The following is a 21487-nucleotide window of genomic DNA, read 5'->3' on the forward strand; positions in this document are numbered from 1 at the left end:
AGTCTCTACGGGTATGGATACGCAACCGCTGGACCTGGAACCCGCCGCCCGCCGGATCACCGCGCAGCTCGACGGCGTCGACGACGCCGCGCTGGGGGCCGCGACCCCGTGCCCCGGGGTGACCGTGGGCGCGCTGCTCGCCCATGTCGAGGGCCTGGCCGTCGCCTTCCGCGACGCCGCCCGCAAGGACCTGGGGGCGACCACCGACAGCGCCCCCTCCGTGGAGTCGGGCGTCCTGGAGCCGGGCTGGCGCACCACGCTGCCCGCCGCGCTCGACGAGATGGTGGCGGCCTGGCGCTCCCCGGACGCCTGGGAGGGCATGACCAGGGCGGGGAGCGTGGACCTGCCGGGGCAGGTGGCGGGGATGGTCGCGCTGAACGAGCTGGTCCTGCACGGCTGGGACCTTGCGAAGGCGACCGGGCAGCCGTTCGACGCCGAGGACGCCCATCTGCGCAACTCGCTCGCGCTCCTGGCCGAGCTGGGCGACAACCCGCCGGCCACCTCGCCGTTCGGCCCGCCGGTCCCGGTGCCGGAGGACGCGCCGCTGCTGGATCGCGCCGTCGCCCGCGGCGGCCGCCGGCCGGACTGGCGGCCGGCGGGCTGAGACCGGCCCCGGCGCCCGCGCGCCCCGCACCTCAGCTGGTGAAGAACTCCGTGATCCGCTGGGCCGTCTGCTCCGGGTCCGCCTCGTGCAGGCGGTGGCCGCCGCCCATCGTGACCAGGTGGCAGTCCGGGATCAGCGACGCCATGTCCTGGAGCCGGCCCTGCGGCATCGTGCTGCCGGGCCCGCCCGCCAGGATCAGCGTGGGCGCGACGATCTCCCCGAGGCCGTCCGCCCACGCGGGGTCGGGGTCCGCGAGCTCCGTGTTGACCGACGCGAGCACGGCCTCGTCGTAGCCGGCCGGCCCGTCCGGCTCGACCGCCGGACCGGCCGCTCCGGGGAACGGCGGCGGGGTCTCCACCAGCACCAGCCGCTCCACCCGGTCCGGGTGCTCCTGCGCGAGGAGGTGGGCGACGACCCCGCCCATGCCGTGGCCGGCCAGGCCCACCCGGTCCAGCTCGCACTCGTCCAGGAACCCGAGCACGTCGTCGCGCATCAGCTCCAGGTCGTACTCGTCGGGCCAGTCGCTCTCGCCGTGGCCGCGCAGGTCGATTCCGTACACCCGCCACTCCTGCCCCAGCAGGCGCCCGGCCGCTTCCCAGCTCGCCGCGCTCGCGCCGAGGTCGTGCAGCAGTACGACGGGCGCCCCGAACGGGTCACCCCAGCTCCGGTACGCCAGCCGCACGTCGCCGACATCCACCACAGACTGATCATCCATGCCCCCGACGCTACCGCCGAATGCGCCGGCATCACGCCTCCGGCCTGGCAGGCTTGGACGGTGAAGCTCTCCGCGCGTTCCCTGGTCACCCCGCTCGCCGCCCTCCTCGTGTCCGCCACCACCCTCACCGGCTGCGCCCAGGCGGGGGGTTGGAACGGCAAGGGGCCGGGGGGCGGGCTCGCCGCCCCGGCGAAGAAGGACATCGCCATGCAGCTGGTCTCCAGCGCGGAGAACTCGACGCTGGACTGGAAGGCCCAGTACAAGTACATCGAGGACATCGGGGACGGGCGCGGCTACACGGCCGGCATCATCGGCTTCTGCTCCGGGACCGGGGACCTGCTCCGGGTCGTCGAGCGGTACGCGAAGTCCCGGCCCGGCAACGCGCTGGAGCGGTTCCTGCCCGCGCTGCGAAAGGTGAGGGGCAGCGACGCGCACACCGGGCTCGGCGGCCCGTTCACCCGCGCCTGGGCCGAGGCGGCGGACGACGCGAGGTTCCGGGAGGCGCAGAACGTCGAGCGGGACGCGTCGTACTTCGATCCGGCGGTGCGCCGGGCGAAGGAGGACGGGCTCGGGACGCTGGGCCAGTTCGCCTACTACGACGCGTACGTAATGCACGGGGAGGCCGACGCCGACGGCACCACCGGATTCCGTACGATCCGGCGCCAGGCGCTCGACCACGCCCGCTCCCCCGCGGACGGCGGTGACGAGACCGCGTATCTCGACGCCTTCCTCGACGCCCGGGTCGCCGCGATCCGCGAGGAGCCCTCGCACAGCGACACCAGCCGGGTGGAGACCGCCCAGCGGGTCTTCCTGGACCGGGGCAACCTGGATCTGGACCCGCCGCTGGCCTGGAAGGTGTACGGCGACAGCTACGAGATCAAGAGCTCCTAGCGCGGGAAGACCGCTCAACTCACCTGTGTCCCAAAGGTGTACGCCCACCGCCCGAACCTGATAGGAAAGCTTCCTAACAGAACACCGGAACGACGAACTCCACTGGAGGACAGGTGTACGCTCCCCACAAGCGCACCGCACGTCGCACCACCCGAACCGTGCGCGTCGCGCTCGTCGCGCTCGGACTGACCCTCACGGCGGTGCCCGCCACCGCCTTCGCCGGCCCCACCACCGCCCCCACGGCGGCTCACCCACAGGAGGCGGCCTCGACCGGTCTCGACGATCCCGCGAAGAAGGACATCGCCATGCAGCTGGTCTCCAGCGCGGAGAACTCCTCGCTGGACTGGAAGGCGCAGTACGGCTACATCGAGGACATCGGCGACGGCCGCGGCTACACCGCGGGCATCATCGGCTTCTGCTCCGGCACCGGCGACATGCTCGACCTGGTGGAGCTGTACACGCAGCGCAAGCCGGACAACGTACTGGCCGCATACCTGCCGGCCCTGCGCGAGGTGGACGGCAGCGACTCGCACGACGGTCTGGACCCGGGCTTCCAGGACGCCTGGGAGACGGCCGCCCAGGACCAGGACTTCCAGCAGGCGCAGAACGACGAGCGCGACCGGGTGTACTTCGACCCGGCCGTCAGCCGGGGCAAGAGCGACGGCCTCGGCACGCTCGGCCAGTTCGCGTACTACGACGCCATCGTGATGCACGGCAACGGCGGCGACAGCACGAGCTTCGGGGCCATCCGGCAGCGGGCTCTGGCGCAGGCGAAGCCGCCGGCCCAGGGCGGCGACGAGGTCGCCTACCTCGACGCCTTCCTGGACGCGCGGGTCTGGGCCATGGAGCAGGAGGAGGCCCACTCGGACACCAGCCGGGTGGACACCGCCCAGCGCGTCTTCCTGCGCAACGGCAACCTGAACCTCGACCCGCCGCTCGACTGGAAGGTGTACGGGGACAGCTTCCACATCGGCTGAACCACGTGTGGCGCGTACGGGCAACCCCGTACGCGCCACCCGGTGCTGATGGCACGTCAGTGAGCGGCGACCTCCATGGCCTTGACCGGGTCGTGGCCGCCGGGCGCCGTGCCCGCCTCCTCCGACTCGGGTTTGCGGCCGAGGTGGTTGAAGGCCAGGTTGAGGACGATCGCCACGACACAGCCGGTGGAGATCCCCGAGTCCAGGACGACCAGGAGGTCCTTGGGGAAGGCGTGGTAGAAGTCCGGCGCGGCGATCGGGATCAGCCCGACACCGACGGCGGCGGCGACGATCAGCGCGTTCTCGCCCTTCTCCAGCGCGGCGCCGGCCAGGGTCTGGATGCCGCTGGCCGCGACCGAGCCGAACAGGACGATGCCCGCACCGCCGAGGACCGGCAGCGGCACCAGGGCGATGACGGAAGCGGCGACCGGGACCAGGCCGAGCAGGATGAGGATGCCGCCGCCGGCCGCGACCACGAAGCGGCTGCGGACCTTGGTCATCGCGACGAGGCCGATGTTCTGGGCGAAGGCGCTGCACATGAAACCGTTGAACAGCGGGCTGATGGCGCTGCCCAGGGTGTCGGCGCGCAGCCCGCCCTCGATGGTCCGTTCGTCGGCGGGGCGGTCGACGATCTTGCCGAGGGCCAGCATGTCCGCCGTCGACTCGGTCATGCAGACCAGCATCACGATGCTCGTCGAGACGATCGCCGCGATCTCGAACTGCGGTGCGCCGAAGTGGAACGGGGTGGGGAAGCCGATCGCGTCGGCGTTCTTGATCGCGCCGAAGTCGGTGATACCGACGGGGATCGCGATCAGGGTGCCGATGATCAGCCCCAGCAGGATCGCGATCTGCTGGAGGAAGCCGCGCAGCAGTTTGCGCAGGGCCAGCACGATGACGAGGGTGACCGCCGCCATCGTGATGTTGGTGGTGGAGCCGTAGTCGTGGGCGGTGGCGTTGCCGCCCTGGGACCAGTTGAAGGCGACCGGCAGCAGGGAGACGCCGATCAGGGTGATGACCGTGCCGGTGACCACGGGCGGGAAGAAGCGGACCAGCTTGCAGAAGTAGGGCGCGAGGACGAAGCCGAGGAGGCTCGCCACGATGATCGCGCCGAAGATGACGGCGATCCCGTCGTGCCCCCGGTCCTTGCCGATCGCCACCATCGGGGTCACCCCGGCGAAGGAGACGCCGTTGACGAACGGCAGCCGGGCGCCTATGCGCCAGAAGCCGAGCGTCTGGAGCAGGGTGGCTATGCCCGCGGTGAACAGGCTCGCCCCCATCAGGAAGGCGGTCTCCTTCGGGGTGAGGCCCACGGCGGGCCCCACGATCATGGGCGGGGCGACCACGCCCGCGTACATCGCGGCCACGTGCTGGAGGCCGCTGGTGAACATCTTCAGCGGGGAAAGTGTCTCGTCGACCGGATGCTTCCGGTCGGACGGGGCCGTCTCCGGCGCTCCGTCGGGGTGGGGGGTCGCACTTGCGTCGTCGCGAAACCTGGGCGTAGCTGCCACGGCGGTTCCTCCGGTCGGTTACACGTCGGCGGTGACGTGGGGTTCAGGGAGGTGGTGCCGGGGCCGGTCCGCCGGACCGGGCCCCGTGTGCTGCGGTGGTGCGGTGAGGCAGGTCGTGCGGCTGGTGCGGTCAGCCGGTGTCGCCGGTACGGGAGGCGCGTACGCGTGTGCGGCGCGCCTCCCGTACCGGTTGCCGCGGGCCCCGCTCGGGTCCGCGGCGGCCGGGCCGAGGGCCGTCCCCCTCGCCCGGCCGGTATCGGGATCGCCGGACCCGGTCCGTCAGGCCCCGGCGGCGATCTGGGCGAGGCGGCGGGCCTCGTCGCGGGTGGCGCGGGCGATGGCCTCCTCGTCCGCGGTGACCAGGCGGCCGGACTCGACGACCGGCTTGCCGTCGACCAGCGACAGGGTGACCGGGGCGGCGGCGCCGAAGACGAGCGCGGTGACCGGGTCGGCGATGGAGGCGTGGGCGAGGGTGTCCAGCTTCCAGAGGACCAGGTCGGCGAGCTTGCCGGGCTCCAGGGAGCCGGTCTGGGCGGCGCGGCCGAGGACCTGGGCGCCGCCGTAGGTGCCCAGGCGCAGGGCCTGACGGGCGTTCAGGGCGCGTTCGCGGTGGGGGCCGAGGCGGTTGATGAGGAGGGCGTTGCGCAGTTCGGTGTGGAGCTCGCCGGACTCGTTGGACGCGGTGCCGTCGACGCCGAGGCCGACCGGGACGCCTGCGGCGAGCATGTCCGGGACGCGGGCGATGCCGGCGGCGAGGCGCGCGTTGGAGGACGGGCAGTGGGCGACGCCGGTGCCGGTGCGGGCGAAGGCGGCGATGTCGGAGTCGTTCATGTGGACGCAGTGCGCCATCCACACGTCCTCGCCGAGCCAGCCGGTGGACTCGAAGTAGTCGGTCGGGCCCATGCCGAACAGCTCGTGGCAGAACTTCTCCTCCTCCACGGTCTCCGAGCCGTGGGTGTGCAGCCGCACGCCCTTGCGCCGGGCCAGTTCGGCGCCCTGGCGCATGAGTTCGGTGGACACGGAGAACGGCGAGCAGGGGGCGACGGATACCTGCGTCATCGCGTCGAAGGAGGCGTCGTGGTGGGCGTCGACGGTGGCCTCGGTGGCGGCGAGCGCGCCCTCCAGGGTCTCCACGGCGAAGTCCGGGGGCAGCCCGCCGTCCTTCTCGCTGCGGTCCATGGAGCCCCGGGCGAGGGTGAAGCGTACGCCCATGTCGCGGGCGGCCCCGATGATGGCGCCGGACAGGTCGCCGGAGCCCTTCGGGAAGACGTAGTGGTGGTCCATCGCGGTGGTGACGCCGCCCAGCGCCATCATGGCGAGCGAGCCCTGCGCGGCGGTGCGGGCCATCTGCTCGTCGATGCGCGCCCACGTCGGGTACAGCGCGACCAGCCAGTTGAAGAGGTTGTGGTCCGTGGCCAGGCCCCGGGTGATCCACTGGTAGAAGTGGTGGTGCGTGTTGATCAGGCCGGGCGTGACGAGGTGCCCGGTGCCGTCGATCCGGCGTACGACGTTCTCCAGGCCCTCGGGTGCCCGGCCGGCGCCGACGGATTCGATGCGGTTGCCGGCGACGACGACGTGGCCCGAGGCGTACTCGGTGTCGGCGGCGTCGACGGTCGCGATCGAACAGTTCTCGATGACGATGCGTTCCACCCGGTCGGGGGCTGCCGGTGCTGCCATGGTGCTTCCTTCTCTCATGCGGGATGTGGGCACGGCAGGACCCTAGGAGGATTTGAGTGCCACGGCGGCGCGGCCGTGGGTGCCGAGATGGTGGAAGAACAGGTTGAGCAGGACCGCGACGAGCGCTCCCGCACTGATGCCGGAGCCCAGGACGGTCTGGGCCCAGGACGGGAAGTCCGCGTAGAAGCCGGGCGCGGCGAGCGGGACGATGCCCGCGCCGAGGGCCACGGCGACCAGGATGATGTTGGAGCTGTCGTCCAGGCCGGCCTCGGAGAGCGTACGGATGCCGCTGACGGCGATCGAGCCGAACAGGACGATGCCGGCGCCGCCGAGCACGGGCATCGGGACGAGCGAGACGACCGCGCCGAGCACCGGGAAGAGGCCGAGCACCAGCAGCGCGGCTCCGGCCGCGGCGACGACGTACCGGCTGCGGACCCTGGTGAGCGAGACGACGCCCACGTTCTGCGCGAAGGCGCTGGTGGGGAAGCCGCCGAAGACGGGGCCGATCAGGGTGGCGAGGCCGTCGGTGCGCAGGCCGCGGGTGAGGGTGCGTCCGTCGGTGCGGCGGTCGCAGATCTCACCGACGGCCAGCATCCCGGCGGAGGACTCGGTCATCAGCACGAGCATCACGATGCACAGGGAGAGGATCGCGGCCGGCTGGAACTCCGGCGCGCCGAAGGCGAACGGGGTGGGCACGGCGGCGAGCGGGGCGTCGCGCAGCGAGGAGAAGTCGGCGAGCCCGAAGGGGACGGCTGCCAGTGTGCCGACCAGCAGTCCCATCAGCAGCGCTACTTGGCGCAGGAAGCCGCGGCCGAAGCGCTGGATGAGCAGGATGACGACGAGGGTGAACGCGGCGAGCCCGAGATACTTCATGTCGCCGAAGTCCGTGGCCGTCTTGTCGCCGCCCTGCGCCCAGGAGACGGGTACGGGCATCAGGGTGACCCCGATGAGGGTGATGACGACCCCGGTGACCAGCGGCGGGAAGAATCGCAGGAGTCTGCCGAAGAACGGCCCGACGGCCAGGCAGAACACCCCGGCGACGAGCACCGCCCCGTAGATCGCCGGGAGTTGGTGTCCGGGTGCGCTGGTCTCGGCGATGGCGAGCATCGGGGCGATACCGGCGGAGGACGCGGCGTTGACGAACGGCAGCCGGTTGCCGGCGAGGCCGCGGATGCCGAGGGTCTGGAGCAGGGTGGCGCAGCCGGCGATGATCAGGCTGGCCGCGATGAGCCGGGTCATGCCCGCCGCGTCGAGGCCGACGGCCTGTCCGATGATCAGCGGAGGGGTGACGACACCCGCGTACATGGCGGCGATGTGCTGGAGCGCGGCCGGCAGGAGCCGCGCGGGGCTGAGTTTCTCGTCCACCGGGTGCACCGCACGCACCGGCGGGGTGGAACAGGGGCCTTCTGCTTCCGCGGGCCCGGATGCTGGCTGTGCCATGAGGGTTCCCTCCGGCCCGGCCGGTGCCCGTCCGCGCGGGACGGGCACCGGCGCGGCGCCGCGTCAGAGGTTGGTCATGTCGACCGGGATCTGCGGCTCGACGCCGTCCCGGAGCACGGTGCCCTCGATGAGCCCGTACGGACGGTCGGCCGCGAAGTACACCTCGTTGTCGTTCTTGAGGCCGAACGGCTCCAAGTCCACAAGGAAGTGGTGGTTGTTCGGCAGCGAGAAGCGGATCTCGTCGATCTCGCTGCGGTTGTTGATGATGCGCGAACCCATCTGGTACAGGGTCTGCTGGAGCGAGAGCGAGTAGGTCTCGGCGAAGGCGTGCAGCATGTGCTTGCGCGCCTGCTCGTAGGACTTCTCCCAGTTCGGCATGCGCTGCTCGTCGCTGGTCCAGTTGTAGCGCCAGCGGGCGGAGACGTCGGTCGCGAGGATGCGGTCGTACGCCTCCTTGAGCGTCGTGTACTTGTCCTTGACGTAGCCCCAGAACTCGGAGTTGGTCGAGTTCATCACGGTCAGGTCCTTGAGCCCGGAGATGACCTGCCACTTCTCACCGTCGAAGGTGATCTGGGCGGTGCGGATCTCCTGGTTCTTGCGGACGAAGGAGTGCTTGACCTCGTCGGACCCGATGAAGCGGGAGTTCGCGTCGGAGGTGGCGATGCGCTCCCACGCGTACTCCTCGATGCGGATGCGCGCCGTTTTGATCGGCTCCTGCGAGGTCACGAAGTGACGGGCGAGGTGGATGCCGAACTGCTCGGCGGACTCGATCCCGTGCTCCTTGGCGAACGCGAACACCGTGTTCTTGGTGGTGTCCGTGGGCAGGACGTGCGCGTTGGAGCCGGAGTAGTGGACGTCGTCCATCTCGCCGGAGAGGGCGACCGAGACGTTCAGGTCCTTGATGTGGTGGGTGTCGCCGTCCCGCGTGATCTTGACGACGCGGTTCTCTGCTTTGCCGTACTGGTTCTGGCCGAGAATCGTGGGCATGTGTCTGCTAGCTCCCTCGGTATACGGAGTAGCCGAACGGGTTGAGCAGCAGCGGTACGTGGTAGTGCTCGCCCGGGGTGACGGCGAAAGTGATCGCCACCTCGGGGAAGAACGCGCCGCTGTCCCTTACGCGGGGGGCGTCCTGCTGCGCCTCGGCTTGCTTCTTGGCGGTGAAGTACGGCTCGGTCTCGAAGTCGAGCCGTACGTGGGTGGTGCCTTCCGGCAGGGCCGGCAGGTCCTTGCAGCGCCCGTCCGCATCGGTCGCGGAGCCGCCGAGCATCACCCAGTCCGCGTCCCCGCCCGAGCGGGCGGCGAGCGAGATGGCGACGTCCGCGGCGGGGCGGCCGATGCTGGTGTCCAGGATGTGGGTGGACACCGATGCGGTGGCGAAGGTGCTCAAGACCTTCCCTCTCCTTCTGTTAGGCGTCTTCCGTGACGAGGCGGGTGAGCCGGATGCGGTTGATCTTGCCCAGTTCGGTGCGCACGATCCCCCGCTCCTGCTCGGGCGAGTTCCCGATCCGGGACTTCACCGCGTCGCGCATCTGCTCACCGGTGGCCCCGGTGGCGCAGATCAGGAAGACATGTCCGAACCGCTCCTGGTAGGCCAGGTTGAGTTCGAGCATCTCGGCCTTGAGCTCCTCGGAGGCCCCGGCCATTCCCCGCTGTTCGCGGGAGGAGGTCGGGTCCCCGGGCTTCGGGCGGCCGATCGGCGGGTGACCGGCCATGGCCTCGGCCAGGTCCTCCGCGTCCAGTGCCGCCGTGGCGGTGTCGCTCGCGGAGAGCAGGGCTTCGGTGGTGGCGTACGGGCGGTGGGAGAGGATCGCTCTTCCCCATGCCGCACTGGCACACACCTCGTGCAGTGCGGCGGCCGCCTCGGCGTCCGCCTGGGTGTTGAACCGGGCGAGGCCCGGCGTGGAGCTCGAAGTCACGGGAGCCTCCGTGGCTGTTCTTCGCTGTGCGTTGGTCGGGCTGCGGATAGCTAACGCCCTCCGCAACACGACGTCAACAGTTTGTTGAAATTCCGTTCATGGAAAAGGCCGCCGCCCGGCGGTCCGGGCGGCGGCCTGATCGATCATGCATCGGCCACGCGTGCGCGCGTTGTCCAACTACCCGCTCTTCGTACCGTTTTCCCTGTTCAGGTAGTTGTACACGGTGAACCGGGAGACTCCCAGGGCCCCCGCCACGGTCTCCACGCCGTGTCGTACGGAGAAGGCACCGCGTGCCTCCAGGAGCCGGACGGCCTCCTGCTTGGCCTTGCGGTCCAGCTCGGCCAGCGGCATGCCGTGCCGGCGCTCCATCGCGGCGAGGATGTGGTCCAGCGACTCCGAGAGCTGGGGCAGCCGGACCGCCACGACGTCCTCGCCCTCCCAGGCCAGCACCACGTCGTCGGGATGCGCGTCCCCCGGTCCGAGGAGCTCGGCGCCCATGGCGTCGGCGAGCGGCTTCACGGCTGTGACGAGGGGGTGGTCCACCGGTCCGGTCACTTCGGGTCCTCTCCGATGACGTTGACCTGGAGCGAGACCCGGGTGGCACCCGATGCCAGCGCCTGCCGCAGCAGGCTGTCCACGGCGGTGAGCACCTGGTCGGCACCGCCCTCCGCCGTGTTGCCGAAGGGGCCGACGTCCACTGCGTCCAGCTCGGCCGACTGGATGACCTCGCGCGCCACGACCGCGTGCGCGGGCGCCTCGTCGAGATCGAATGGCTCGGTGGTGAACTCCACTCTCAAGCGCATGGTGCCTCCCTGATACGGCTCGGGCTCGACCCTAGCGCCCTACACCGGCAGCACGCAGACGGCCGCCGGGGCCGCGTACGGGGTTCCGACCGAGGTGAGGGAGCCGGATTCGGCGTCCACCCGGAAGGTGGTGATAGTGCCGGACTTCTGGTTGGCGGCGAAGAGCAGGGTGCCGTCCGGCGAGAACGCGGTGTGCCGGGGGAAGTCGCCGCCGACCGGCACGGTGTCGATCAGGCTCAGCGCGGCCCCGCCGTCCTCGACGGCGTACCGGGTGATGCTGTTGTGCCCCCGGTTGGCGAGGTAGGCGAACCGGCCGTCCGCCGTGACCAGGAACTGGGCGGGGTAGCTGGTGCCGGAGCCCGTGCCGGTGGACTGGGGGTCGCCCGGGGTGAGGATGCCGGTAGCGGGGTCGTAGCCGCAGACGACGGCCGTGTTGTCGAGCTCGCAGGCCAGGTACGCGTGCCGGCCGTCGGGGTGGAACGTGAGGTGGCGGGGTCCGGCGCCCGGCCGCAGCGCGGCGTACGAGACCTGCTCCAGGGAGCCGTCCGTCTCGTCGAGCCGGTAGGTGTAGACCGTGTCGTTGCCCAGGTCGACGGCCAGGATGTGGTCGCCGTCGGGGGCCGTGATGATCTGGTGCGCGTGCGGGCCGTCCTGCCCCGGTCCGGGGGCGGGTGAGGTGTGGGCGACCAGGTCGGTGCGCTCCCCCAACGATCCGTCCTCGGCCAGCGGGTGCACGGCGACGCTGCCGGAGGTGTAGTTGGCGCTGAACAACCACCGCCCGCCCGGGTGGACCGAGAGGTGACAGGGGCCGGCGCCGCCGGTGGACCGGGCGCCCAGGACCCGGAAGGTGCCGTCGTCGGCGAGGGCGACCGCGGTGACGCCGCCGTTCTGCTGCTCGTCGACCGCGTAGAGCGTGCTGCCCGTGGGGTGGAGGGCGAGGTACGAGGGGTTCTCGACGCCCGTGACGACGGTGCGGTCGGTGATGGCCCCGGCAGCCGGGTCGTACGCGGCGACGCCGATGCCGGTGCCGCCGGGGCTGGTCGAGGTGTAGGTGCCGAGGTAGAGGGTGCGGGTGCTCCGGGTCGCGGGGTGTGCGGGGTGCGGATGGTGGGGCGCGGGGCGGTGCGCGGTGCGCGGGAGGCTGGGGGCGGCGGCGAGGGCGCCGCCCGCGAGGAGGGCTCCGAGCAGGGTGCGGCGGCTGGTGGGGGACGTCATGCGAGGCACCTCGTGGGGTCGGTTGCGTCGGATGTCTGAGCCACAGTGGCCCTCTCCCGGGGGCCACCGCAAGAGTTGCACCGGTCATTGCGCACGGCGCAATGCGCGGACGCGACGGGGCCCGGGCACGCGCGCTGCCCGGGACGCCCCGCCGCCTCGCCCATGCCCTCAGTCCCCCGACTGGATGTCGCCGCGCGTCGAGGACGTGATCGGCTCGCGCTGGGCGAAGTCCCCCGGCGGGATGCCCGGATGGTGGCCGCCCTCGACCGGCTCGACGGCGGCGGCCGGGCCGAGGGCCAGCCGGGACACGATGCGGTAGCGGTCGCCCCGGTAGAGCGAGTGCACGTACTCGACGGGCCGGCCCGTGGTGTCCGAGGTCAGCCGCTCGAAGAGCAGGGCCGGGGAGAGCTCGGGCACGTCCAGGAGGCGGGCCTCGGCGCGGGTCACCACGGTCGGCTCGATGGCCTGGACCGCTTCGTGGACGTGTACGTCGTGGCGCTCGCGCAGGTGCTCGTACAGGTCGCCGTTCTCCAGCTCCTCGGCGGACAGGCCGGGCACCAGCTCGGCCCGGATGTGCAGGTGCTCGATGGCCATGGGCGCGCCGTCGACCAGCCGGAGCCGGGCGACGTACACGATGTCGGCCGCCGGTGACATGCGCAGCTTCCGGCCGACCCGGGCACCGGCCTGGAGCGTGGTGAACTCCAGCAGCCGGCTCGACCAGGCCCCCGCCGCCTGCGGGACCGACAGTGCGAGGTCCGCCGAGATCAGCTCCTGGGTGATCTTCTCGGGCGCGACGAACATGCCCCGGCCGTGCTCCCGCACGAGGAGCCCCGTCGCGACCAGCTCGTCCACCGCGGCGCGCAGAGTGGGCCGGGAGACGCCGAGCGTGGCGCAGAGGGACCGCTCCGAGGGGATCGCGTCGCCGGGGCGCCGGGACTCGATCATTTCCAAGATGGCGTCACGGGCCCGCTCCCGTTTGAGCACCGTCCCCGATGCGTCGGCGTCCATGCGCTGCCCCCTTCTGGCGGGTTGGGTACCTGACCACTGGACCACTGGTCAGGTGGATTGTAGCCGCTTCTGCGGGCCACCCCGGCGAGAGATCGCCAAATTCCGTTGAACACAAGGGGGTTGACGGCTCCATTGGTCCATGCCACCTTCATCCACCAACAAGAGGTGAGCTGTCCAGCGGCCTTCACTGGTCAGGTGGTCAGGTCCTGTTCTCCCAGAGGTGAACCGTGAAGTACCGCTTGCTTGCCGGTGGGTCCGCGCTCGTCCTGGCCGCCGTCCTCAGCGCCTGTGGCTCGTCCGACGACTCGTCCGACTCCTCCGGCGACGGCCGGACCAGCATCGACGTCTGGCTGATGCGCGACAGCGTTTCGGCGCAGTTCCAGAAGGAGTTCGTCCAGGGCTTCGAGAAGGCGCACCCCGGCATCCGGGCCCGGGTCCAGATCCAGGAGTGGGACGGCATCGGGGAGAAGATCACCGCCGCGCTCGCCAGCAACGACGCCCCGGACGTCATCGAGAGCGGCAACACCCAGGTCGCCCAGTTCGCGCAGAGCGGCGGGCTGCTCGACCTCAGCGACAAGGTCGACGAGCTGAACGGCAAGGACTGGCTCAAGGGCCTGGCCGAGCCCGGCGCGTACGAGGGCAAGCAGTACGGCATCCCGTACTACGCGGCCAACCGCGTGGTCATCTACCGCACCGACCTCTTCGAGAAGGCCGGCATCGACGCGAAGACCATCAGGACCCGCGACCAGTGGATCGCCGCGACCGAGAAGCTCAACAAGGGCGGCGACCAGGGCATCTACCTCCCGGGCCAGACGTGGTACGCGCTGGCCGGCTTCGTCTGGGACGAGGGCGGCGACCTCGCCACCGAGTCCGGGGGGAAGTGGAAGGGCGCCCTGGACACCCCCGAGGCGCGGCGCGGCATGGAGTTCTACGAAAAGCTCCAGGCACTCGGCAAGGGGCCCAAGGACGCCGACGAGGCCGACCCGCCGCAGGCCGACGTGATGGCCCAGGGCAAGGTCGCCCAGGTCATCTCCACCCCGGGCGGCGCCAACGTCGTCATCGAGAAGAACCCGGACCTCAAGGGGAAGCTCGGCTTCTTCCCGATCCCCGGCAAGACGGCCGACGCCCCGGGAGCCGTCTTCACCGGCGGCTCCGACCTGGTGATCCCCACCGCGTCGGGCAAGCAGGAGGCGGCGCTCACCTTCATCAAGGAGCTCACCGGTGACGCCTGGCAGAAGAAGCTCGCCGTCGCGATGAGCTACGTGCCGAACCGGACCACCCTCGCATCCGCGGTGGCCGGCGACCCGGGCGCGGCGGCGATGGCGGTCGGCGCCGCGAACGGCCACGCCACGCCCAACACCCCGAGCTGGGCGGCGGTCGAGGCGGAGAACCCGATCAAGGACTACATGACCGCCGTCCTCACCGGCGGCGACCCGGCGAAGGAGGCCGCCAAGGCGTCCGCCGACATCACCCGGGCCATGAACTCCGGTTCCTGATCCCCATCCGCCCAGACCCTCGAGAGGAGGCGTGCCGTGTCGGTCATCCGGGACCGGACCGCACCCCCCAGCCCCAAGCGCCGGGCCGTACCCGGCACGTCCGGACCGCCGCCCCGCCGGCGGCGGTCCGGGGAACCGCGCGGCCTGTGGCCGTACGCCCTGATCGCTCCGGCGGTCGGCGGGATGCTCTACCTGCTGGTCTATCCGCTGCTGCGGGCGGTCCTGATCTCGCTCCAGGACTTCCGGCTGCGGCAGTTGATCACGGGGGACGCGGAGTTCGTCGGGCTGCGCAACTACCGCACCCTGCTGACCGATGAGCGGTTCTGGGAGGTGGTCCGGCGCACCTTCCTGTTCATGGCGGTCAACGTGGTCCTGATCATGGTGATCGCGACGCTGGTCGCCCTGATGACCGAGCGGCTGGGCAAGGTGGCCCGGACGGTGGTGCTCAGTTCGCTGGTGCTGGCGTGGGCCATGCCGGTGATCGCGGCGACCACGGTCTTCCAGTGGCTGTTCCACTCCGAGTTCGGCATCGTCAACCATCTGCTGACCGGTGCGGGCTTCTCCTCGTTCGACCGCTATCCGTGGTTCGCGCACGGCACCGCCGCCTTCGCCATCCTGGTGCTGCTGGTCGTGTGGCAGTCGGTGCCGTTCGCGGCGATCACGATCTACTCCGCGCTGACCACGGTCCCCACCGAGCTGTACGAGTCGGCGCGGCTGGACGGGGCGAGCAGCGCCCGGATCTTCCGCTCGGTCACCCTGCCGGTGCTCCGGCCGATCTTCCTGCTGGTGTTCTCGCTGGAGGTGATCTGGACGTTCAAGGCGTTCGTCCAGATCTGGGTGATGACCCGGGGCGGCCCGGGCGACGCCACCACGATCCTGCCCGTGTACGCGGTGCAGACCGCGCTCGCCGGCCAGCGCTACGACCTGGGCTCGGCCGCCTCGATGGTCACCGTGGTCCTGATGTCCGGGGTGCTCGTCCTCTACTTCCGCCAGATGCTCCGCCAGGAGGACGAGATCCGATGAGCCGTGCCCGTAGCGCCCGACTGCGGCAGCTTCCGCTGAACGCAGCCGCCACGCTGACCGTCCTGGTCTGTCTGTTCCCCGTGTACTGGATGATCTCCACCGCGTTCAAGCCGTCAAAGGACATCCAGTCGACCGACCCGCAGCTCTTCCCGCACACCTGGACCCTGGACCACTTCCGTACCGCCGTGCAGGCCGACGGGTTCGGGATGTTCTGGCGCAACAGCCTCCTGGTGACGGCGAGTTCGATCCTGCTGGCCCTGGTGGTCGCGCTGGCTTCGGCGTACGCGGTGGCCCGGCTGCGCTGGAAGGGGCGGCGGCAGTTCATGCTCATGGTGTTCATCGCGCAGATGGCGCCCTGGGAGTCGCTGATCATCCCGATCTACATCATCTCCCGCGACACGGACATGCTGGACCGGCTGCCGACGCTGACGCTCGTCTACTTCATGGTGACGCTGCCGTTCTCGGTGATCGTGTTGCGGGGCTTCATCGGGACGATCCCGCCGGAGCTGGAGGAGGCCGCGCAGGTCGACGGCTGCACCAGGACCGGCGCCTTCCGGAAGGTGGCCCTGCCGCTGCTCGCGCCGGGTCTGATGGCCACCTCGCTGTTCGGTTTCATCACCGCCTGGAACGAGTTCGCGTACGCCAACTTCCTGATCATCAAACACCAGGACAGCCGCACCCTGCCGGTCTGGCTGTCGTCGTTCCAGAACACCTTCGGCACCGACTGGGGCGCCACGATGGCCGCCTCCACCCTCTTCGCCCTGCCCGCGCTGGTGGTCTTCCTGCTGCTTCAGCGCCATGTCACCTCCGGCTTCGCGGCCGGCGCCGTCAAGGGTTAGGCCGTGTGCGGCGGATCAGGGCCGGCGTCGCGACGCCTGGCACGGTGCCTCGCGGCGTTGCCGAAACGCCTGATCGCTCCGCGATGAGGACGCCCCGGCGTCTTGCGATGCACCGCACCAGACGCCGCGCCCCACCCGACCTGATCCGCCGCACACGGCCTGACCGACGACCCCGCACCCCTCCCGGAGGCCCCGCATGCCCACACCCCGCCCCGAACACTCCCTCGTCCCCCGCCCGCGCAAGGTCGCCTCCCGCCCCGGCCGCTTCACGCTCGCCCCGGACACCGGCATCCGCGCCTACCCGGGCGCGGAGGGCGCCGCCGACCTGCTGCGCACCCTGCTCGCCCCCGGCACCGGACTCCCCCTCGCCCCCTCCGCCACCGGCCGCGTCGTACTCGCCCTGGACCCGCAGCTCAGCGGCCTCGGCGAGGAGGGGTACGGGCTCACCATCGGCCCGGGCACGGTCCTGCTGCGGGCGGCCCGGCCGGCCGGGCTGCTGTGCGGGGTCCAGACGCTGCGCCAGCTCCTGCCCCCCGAGGCGCTCTCGGCGGGTGCCCGGCGCGGGGTTTCCTGGACGCTGCCCTGCGTGGAGATCAGCGACGTCCCGGCGCACCCGTGGCGCGGCACGATGCTCGACGTCGCCCGGCACTTCCAGCCGGTCTCCTACCTGCGGCGTTACGTGGACCTCATGGCCCTGCACAAGCTGAACACGCTGCACCTCCACCTCACCGACGACCAGGGCTGGCGGATGCCCGTCGCGGCGTACCCGAAGCTCACCGGGATCGGCGGCCACCGCAGCCAGTCGATGGCGGGGCCCCCGGACCGGGTCCCCGAGACGTTCGACGGCGTCCCGCACTCGGGGGCGTACACCACGCGGGAGCTGCGGGACCTCGTACGGTACGCGGCGGAGCGCGGGGTGCGGGTGGTGCCGGAGATCGAGATGCCCGGCCATGTGCGGGCGGCCCTCGCCGCCCATCCGGAGCTGGGCAACGACCCGTCCCGACGGCTGGGCGTGTGGACCAAGTGGGGCGTCTGCGACACGGTGTTCGGGGTCCACGAGGAGGTCTTCGACTTCTGCCGGACCGTGCTGGACGAGGTCATGGACGTCTTCCCGTCGCCGTACATCCACGTCGGCGGCGACGAGTGCCCGACCACCGAGTGGGAGAGCAGCCCGGCGGCCCGGGAGCGGGCCGCCGCCGAGGGGCTGCCGGACGCGCGGGCGCTGCACGGCTGGTTCATGGGCCGGATCGGGGCGTACGTCACCGAGCGGGGCCGTATCCCGGTCGGCTGGGCGGAGACCGGCACCGAACTCCCCCTGGAATTCACCGTGATGACCTGGCGCGACCCGGCCCACGCCCGCGCCGCCGCCCGCCGCGGCCACCAGGTGGTCGCGGCGCACCACCTGGCCACCTACCTCGACTACGCGGAGTCCGCCGACCCCGGCGAACCCCTCGCACAGCCGGGCCCGCCGGTGGACCTGCGCGCGGTGCACGGCGACCGCTCGCTGACCGACGACTGGGACACGGCGGACGCCGCCCGACTGCTGGGAACCCAGGCCCAGTTGTGGACGGAGTACGCGCCCACTCAGGACCGGATCGAGTACCGCACGTATCCGAGGCTGTGCGCCCTCGCGGACCGCGCCTGGTCCGGCGGCCGCGACGGCTGGCCCGGCTTCCTCGCCCGTCTGGGCCCCCATACCGCCCGACTGGACGCGCTCGGCGTCCGCTACCGCCCCCTGAACCCCCGGCCGCTCACCGCGGCATCCCCAGGAACAGCGCCAACCTCGTGAATCCCCGGTCCCCCACGACGTTCCCGGAAGGAACAGACGCATGAAGTCACTCGCGAAGAGCCGGCTGCGCGCCGCAGCGGCGGCCGCCGTCACCGCGGCGCTCGGCTGTACGGCCCTGGCCGCCGTCCCCACGACGGCGAGCGCCGCCGGCGGATCGCTCGCCGTGCAGTACCGCACCGGCGCGTCCGGTGCCACGGCCGACCAGAGCGAACCCTGGCTGAAGGTGCGCAACACCGGCAGCGGTTCCGTGCAGCTCAGCGACGTCAAGGTCCGCTACTACTTCAAGGGCGACGCGGTGGGCGAGGCCTACCGCTTCGCCTGCTCCTGGGCGGTGAAGGGCTGCGGCAACATCACCGGCACGTTCGGCACGCTCGCGAAGCCGACCGCCACCGCCGACCGCTATCTGGAGATCGGATTCACCTCGGGCGCGGGCTCGCTGGCACCGGGTGCCGACACCGGCGACATGCAGCTGCGGTTCTACCGGGCGAACTGGCAGACGCTGACCCAGAGCGACGACCACTCCTTCGGTGCCGGCTCGGCCGCGTACGCGGACTGGTCGAAGGTGACCGCGCAGCTCGGCGGCGCGACGGTCTGGGGCGCGGCGCCCGAGGGCAACGACCCCACCGACCCGACCGATCCCACGGACCCGACGGACCCGGGTGACCCGGGCGAGAACGGGCCGGCCCTCTTCGACGACTTCAACTACGGCGGCCACAGCGACCCGCAGATCGCCGCGCACGGCTGGAGCGTCCGCTCCAACGCGGGCGGGCCGGGCGTGCCCGGTGCCACCTGGGCGCCGGACAAGGTCACGTTCGCCACGCAGAGCGGCAACTCCATCATGAACCTGGAGACGTCGACGGCGGGCACCGGCGAGTCGACGAAGCAGACCGAGATCCTGACCCAGTCGATGAAGTTCCGCAACGGCACCTACGCGGCACGGGTCAAGTTCAACGACGCGCCGAAGTCGGGCCCTGACGGCGACCACCTCGTCCAGACGTTCTTCACCATCAACGACCTCAAGGCCCCGATGGCGGACGACTACGCCGAGTACGACTTCGAGTACCTGCCCAACGGCGGCTGGGGCGAGAGCGGCAACATCCTCTACACGACCTCGTGGGAGACCTACCGACCCGACCCGTGGGAGGCCGTCAACCAGCACACCGAGTCCCGGCAGAGCTACGCCGGCTGGCACGACCTGGTCGTGACCATCGACAACAACGCGATCACGTACTACATCGACGGGCAGCTCTTCGGCACGCACGGCGCGGCCTACCTGCCGGAGCGCGGCATGTCCATCAACTTCAACCAGTGGCTGATCGACCTGGCCGGACAGACGAGCACCACGCCTCGCGCGTACGACCAGCAGGTGGACTACGTGCTGCACGTGAAGGACCACGTCCTCACGCCGGCGCAGGTGAACGCGAAGGTGGCCGCGTACCGCGCGGCGGGGACGACGTTCCAGGACACGGTTCCGGCCGGGTGATCCGGTAGCGGGACGTACGGGCGGGGCGGTGGGCCGACGGGCCTCCGCCCCGCCTTTCGCGTGTTCTTGGCGTGTCCGGAGCTTCCGCCCGGACACGCCGCCCCGAGTCGTGGGGACCTCCTGACCGGCCCGAATTCCGGGCACCCCCTTGACAGCCCCACCACCCGCCGGGCAATCTTCCATTAAGCAGAAACAAACTTCCGCAATACGGAAGGAGCGCCGAAACCCTCATGGGCTACCCGGACCAGCGCTTCGATGTGAACCTCTCGATCCTCTTCACGGAACTCCCGCTCCTGGAGCGACCCGCGGCAGCCGCCGCGGCCGGCTTCACGGCGGTCGAGCTGTGGTGGCCCTGGATCGAGACCCCCACCCCCGACCAGGCCGAGCTCGACGCCCTCAAGAAGGCGCTCGACGACGCCGGCACCCAGCTGGTGGGCCTGAACTTCTACGCCGGACAGCTCCCCGGCCCCGACCGCGGCGCGCTCTCCGTGCCCGGCACGGAGTCGGACCGCTTCCGGGCCAACATCGAGGTGGCGGCCGACTTCGCCGCCTCGGTCGGCTGCAAGGCGCTCAACGCGCTCTACGGCAACCGGGTCGACGGCGTCGACCCCGCCGCCCAGGACGAACTCGCCCTGGAGAACCTGGTCCTGGCGGCCCGCGCCGCCGACCGGATCGGCGCGGTGCTGCTGATCGAGACCCTGAACGCGCCGGAGTCCCCGCGCTACCCGCTGGTGAGCGCACCGGCCGGGATCGAGGTCGTCGACCGGGTCAACGCCGCGACCGGCCTCGGCAACGCGAAGTTCCTGCTGGACCTGTACCACCTGTCGATGAACGGCGAGGACCTCAGCCAGGTCATCACCGCGTACGCCGACAGGACGGGTCACGTCCAGATCGCCGACAACCCGGGCCGCGGCGCGCCCGGCACCGGCTCGCTCCCCCTGGAGCAGCTCCTCGACGAGCTGACGAAGGCCGGTTACGAGGGCTGGGTCGGGCTGGAGTACAAGCCCGGCGACCGCCCGAGCGCCGACTCCTTCGACTGGCTCCCGGCCGCCGCGCGGCCCGCCCGCTAGGGCGCCGGAGCCCCCGTACACGCTGATCGGAAGGCACCCTCATGAGCAACAACCTCCCCAAGGTTGCGTGGATCGGTCTCGGCATCATGGGTTCGCCCATGTCGGAGAACCTGATCAAGGCCGGTTACGACGTCACCGGATACACCCTGGAGCAGGACAAGGTCGACCGGCTGGCCGCGGCCGGCGGCACCGGCGCCTCCTCGATCGCCGAGGCGGTCAGGGACGCGGACGTGGTCATCACGATGGTGCCCGCGTCCCCGCAGGTCGAGGCCATCGCGTACGGCCCCGACGGCATCCTCGAGAACGCGAAGCGCGGCGCGCTGCTGATCGATATGTCCTCGATCACCCCGCAGACCTCCGTGGACCTCGCGAAGAACGCCGCCGAGAAGGGCATCCGGGTCCTGGACGCCCCCGTCTCCGGCGGTGAGGCCGGCGCGATCGAGGCCGTCCTCTCCATCATGGTGGGCGGCGAGCAGGCCGACTTCGACGCCGCGAAGCCGCTGCTCGAAGCGCTCGGCAAGACCATCGTGCTCTGCGGCCCGCACGGGTCCGGCCAGACGGTGAAGGCCGCGAACCAGCTGATCGTCGCGGTGAACATCCAGGCGTGCGCCGAGGCCGTGGTCTTCCTGGAGAAGTCCGGCGTGGACCTCGCCGCCGCGCTGGACGTCCTGAACGGTGGCCTGGCCGGTTCGACCGTGCTGACTCGCAAGAAGGACAACTTCCTGAACCGGGACTTCACCCCGGGCTTCCGGATCGACCTGCACCACAAGGACATGGGCATCGTCACGGACGCCGCCCGCAACGTCGGTGCCGCGCTGCCCGTCGGCGGTGTGGTCGCCCAGCTCGTCGCCTCGCTGCGCGCGCAGGGTGACGGCGGCCTGGACCACTCGGCACTGCTCCGCTCGGTCGAGCGTCTGTCGGGTCAGCCCGTCCAGAGCTGACCCCCGGCCGCTCCCCCAGACTTCCGGACGGTGCCGTCGCTGACACCTGTCCTGTCGCGCCCAGGCGCCGGCACCGTCCGGAACACCCTCCC

At 71.2% G+C, this 21487-nt stretch carries 21 protein-coding genes; 10 read left to right on the plus strand and 11 right to left on the minus strand.

Annotation, left to right across the window (positions count from 1 at the left end; genetic code table 11):
- Positions 1-13 precede the first annotated feature (13 nt).
- Complete coding sequence (locus tag BLW14_RS05170) at positions 14-604, plus strand: TIGR03086 family metal-binding protein (RefSeq protein WP_093704788.1); 591 nt, start codon at positions 14-16, stop codon at positions 602-604.
- A 31-nt stretch (positions 605-635) separates the two neighbouring features.
- Here BLW14_RS05170 and BLW14_RS05175 read toward each other — a convergent pair whose 3' ends face one another.
- Positions 636-1319: an alpha/beta fold hydrolase gene (locus tag BLW14_RS05175; protein ID WP_177153899.1), complete on the minus strand. Its 684-nt coding sequence runs from the start codon at positions 1317-1319 to the stop codon at positions 636-638.
- Positions 1320-1379: 60 nt separating this feature from the next.
- On the opposite strand from BLW14_RS05175, the gene BLW14_RS05180 reads away from it, so the two are divergent.
- Positions 1380-2210: a chitosanase gene (locus tag BLW14_RS05180; RefSeq protein ID WP_093704792.1), complete on the plus strand. Its 831-nt coding sequence runs from the start codon at positions 1380-1382 to the stop codon at positions 2208-2210.
- A gap of 113 nt (positions 2211-2323) precedes the next feature.
- A complete protein-coding gene (locus BLW14_RS05185; protein ID WP_093704794.1) occupies positions 2324-3187 on the plus strand; it encodes a chitosanase in 864 nt (287 codons plus the stop codon).
- 56 nt (positions 3188-3243) lie between these two features.
- Here BLW14_RS05185 and BLW14_RS05190 read toward each other — a convergent pair whose 3' ends face one another.
- The 10 genes from BLW14_RS05190 to BLW14_RS05235 all read right to left on the minus strand — a co-directional run bounded on the left by BLW14_RS05190 (position 3244) and on the right by BLW14_RS05235 (position 12754).
- Positions 3244-4695 carry a nucleobase:cation symporter-2 family protein gene (locus tag BLW14_RS05190; RefSeq protein WP_177153900.1) on the minus strand — a complete coding sequence of 484 codons (1452 nt, stop codon included), beginning with the start codon at positions 4693-4695 and terminating at the stop codon, positions 3244-3246.
- A 279-nt stretch (positions 4696-4974) separates the two neighbouring features.
- The gene (locus tag BLW14_RS05195) at positions 4975-6372 is read right to left on the minus strand and encodes an 8-oxoguanine deaminase (protein WP_093704798.1); all 1398 of its coding nucleotides are present in this window, start codon (positions 6370-6372) and stop codon (positions 4975-4977) included.
- Positions 6373-6414: 42 nt separating this feature from the next.
- Entirely contained in the window at positions 6415-7812 is a 1398-nt protein-coding gene (locus BLW14_RS05200) for a nucleobase:cation symporter-2 family protein (RefSeq protein WP_093704800.1), read from the minus strand.
- 63 nt (positions 7813-7875) lie between these two features.
- A complete protein-coding gene (gene pucL / locus BLW14_RS05205) occupies positions 7876-8799 on the minus strand; it encodes a factor-independent urate hydroxylase (RefSeq protein ID WP_018100513.1) in 924 nt (307 codons plus the stop codon).
- 7 nt (positions 8800-8806) lie between these two features.
- On the minus strand, positions 8807-9199 hold the full coding sequence (gene uraH / locus BLW14_RS05210; RefSeq protein WP_093704802.1) for a hydroxyisourate hydrolase: 393 nt from the start codon (positions 9197-9199) through the stop codon (positions 8807-8809).
- 19 nt (positions 9200-9218) lie between these two features.
- Positions 9219-9728, minus strand: coding sequence for a 2-oxo-4-hydroxy-4-carboxy-5-ureidoimidazoline decarboxylase (uraD, locus tag BLW14_RS05215; RefSeq protein ID WP_093704804.1), 510 nt, complete (start codon positions 9726-9728; stop codon positions 9219-9221).
- A 177-nt stretch (positions 9729-9905) separates the two neighbouring features.
- Positions 9906-10283: a helix-turn-helix domain-containing protein gene (locus tag BLW14_RS05220; protein ID WP_093704806.1), complete on the minus strand. Its 378-nt coding sequence runs from the start codon at positions 10281-10283 to the stop codon at positions 9906-9908.
- Positions 10280-10531, minus strand: a complete 252-nt coding sequence (locus BLW14_RS05225; protein ID WP_093704808.1) for a YkoF family thiamine-binding protein — start codon at positions 10529-10531, stop codon at positions 10280-10282. The genes BLW14_RS05220 and BLW14_RS05225 overlap by 4 nt, the downstream gene beginning before the upstream one ends.
- 39 nt (positions 10532-10570) lie before the next feature.
- Entirely contained in the window at positions 10571-11746 is a 1176-nt protein-coding gene (locus BLW14_RS05230) for a lactonase family protein (RefSeq protein WP_093704810.1), read from the minus strand.
- Positions 11747-11914: 168 nt separating this feature from the next.
- Positions 11915-12754, minus strand: a complete 840-nt coding sequence (locus BLW14_RS05235; RefSeq protein WP_093704812.1) for a GntR family transcriptional regulator — start codon at positions 12752-12754, stop codon at positions 11915-11917.
- A 227-nt stretch (positions 12755-12981) separates the two neighbouring features.
- Here BLW14_RS05235 and BLW14_RS05240 point away from each other — a divergent pair, with 227 nt between their 5' ends.
- From BLW14_RS05240 to BLW14_RS05270, 7 genes are all read left to right on the plus strand, one after another.
- Positions 12982-14250: an extracellular solute-binding protein gene (locus tag BLW14_RS05240; protein WP_093704814.1), complete on the plus strand. Its 1269-nt coding sequence runs from the start codon at positions 12982-12984 to the stop codon at positions 14248-14250.
- Positions 14251-14286: 36 nt separating this feature from the next.
- Complete coding sequence (locus BLW14_RS05245) at positions 14287-15273, plus strand: carbohydrate ABC transporter permease (protein ID WP_093704816.1); 987 nt, start codon at positions 14287-14289, stop codon at positions 15271-15273.
- Positions 15270-16112, plus strand: coding sequence for a carbohydrate ABC transporter permease (locus BLW14_RS05250; protein ID WP_093704818.1), 843 nt, complete (start codon positions 15270-15272; stop codon positions 16110-16112). Before BLW14_RS05245 ends, BLW14_RS05250 begins: the two co-directional genes overlap by 4 nt.
- A gap of 196 nt (positions 16113-16308) precedes the next feature.
- Positions 16309-17901: a beta-N-acetylhexosaminidase gene (locus BLW14_RS05255; protein WP_093704820.1), complete on the plus strand. Its 1593-nt coding sequence runs from the start codon at positions 16309-16311 to the stop codon at positions 17899-17901.
- Between the two features lie 40 nt (positions 17902-17941).
- Positions 17942-19384 (plus strand): cellulose binding domain-containing protein, encoded by a 1443-nt coding sequence (locus BLW14_RS05260; RefSeq protein ID WP_093704822.1) that lies wholly within the window; start codon positions 17942-17944, stop codon positions 19382-19384.
- Between the two features lie 230 nt (positions 19385-19614).
- Positions 19615-20454: a TIM barrel protein gene (locus BLW14_RS05265; protein WP_093704824.1), complete on the plus strand. Its 840-nt coding sequence runs from the start codon at positions 19615-19617 to the stop codon at positions 20452-20454.
- A gap of 41 nt (positions 20455-20495) precedes the next feature.
- Positions 20496-21395, plus strand: coding sequence for a 2-hydroxy-3-oxopropionate reductase (locus BLW14_RS05270; RefSeq protein ID WP_093704826.1), 900 nt, complete (start codon positions 20496-20498; stop codon positions 21393-21395).
- Positions 21396-21487: the final 92 nt, after the last annotated feature.

The organism is Streptomyces sp. 2131.1 (assembly GCF_900105515.1).
Classification (GTDB): Bacteria; Actinomycetota; Actinomycetes; order Streptomycetales; family Streptomycetaceae; genus Streptomyces; species Streptomyces drozdowiczii.

Bases quoted from the DNA above. Each gene is read 5' to 3' on its own strand.
- BLW14_RS05170 (WP_093704788.1), top strand. From the start codon at position 14: ATGGATACGCAACCGCTGGACCTGGAACCCGCCGCCCGCCGGATCACC.
- BLW14_RS05175 (WP_177153899.1), bottom strand. From the start codon at position 1,319: ATGGATGATCAGTCTGTGGTGGATGTCGGCGACGTGCGGCTGGCGTAC.
- BLW14_RS05195 (WP_093704798.1), bottom strand. From the start codon at position 6,372: ATGGCAGCACCGGCAGCCCCCGACCGGGTGGAACGCATCGTCATCGAG.
- BLW14_RS05200 (WP_093704800.1), bottom strand. From the start codon at position 7,812: ATGGCACAGCCAGCATCCGGGCCCGCGGAAGCAGAAGGCCCCTGTTCC.
- pucL (WP_018100513.1), bottom strand. From the start codon at position 8,799: ATGCCCACGATTCTCGGCCAGAACCAGTACGGCAAAGCAGAGAACCGC.
- BLW14_RS05225 (WP_093704808.1), bottom strand. From the start codon at position 10,531: ATGCGCTTGAGAGTGGAGTTCACCACCGAGCCATTCGATCTCGACGAG.
- BLW14_RS05230 (WP_093704810.1), bottom strand. From the start codon at position 11,746: ATGACGTCCCCCACCAGCCGCCGCACCCTGCTCGGAGCCCTCCTCGCG.
- BLW14_RS05235 (WP_093704812.1), bottom strand. From the start codon at position 12,754: ATGGACGCCGACGCATCGGGGACGGTGCTCAAACGGGAGCGGGCCCGT.
- BLW14_RS05250 (WP_093704818.1), top strand. From the start codon at position 15,270: ATGAGCCGTGCCCGTAGCGCCCGACTGCGGCAGCTTCCGCTGAACGCA.
- BLW14_RS05255 (WP_093704820.1), top strand. From the start codon at position 16,309: ATGCCCACACCCCGCCCCGAACACTCCCTCGTCCCCCGCCCGCGCAAG.
- BLW14_RS05260 (WP_093704822.1), top strand. From the start codon at position 17,942: ATGAAGTCACTCGCGAAGAGCCGGCTGCGCGCCGCAGCGGCGGCCGCC.
- BLW14_RS05265 (WP_093704824.1), top strand. From the start codon at position 19,615: ATGGGCTACCCGGACCAGCGCTTCGATGTGAACCTCTCGATCCTCTTC.
- BLW14_RS05270 (WP_093704826.1), top strand. From the start codon at position 20,496: ATGAGCAACAACCTCCCCAAGGTTGCGTGGATCGGTCTCGGCATCATG.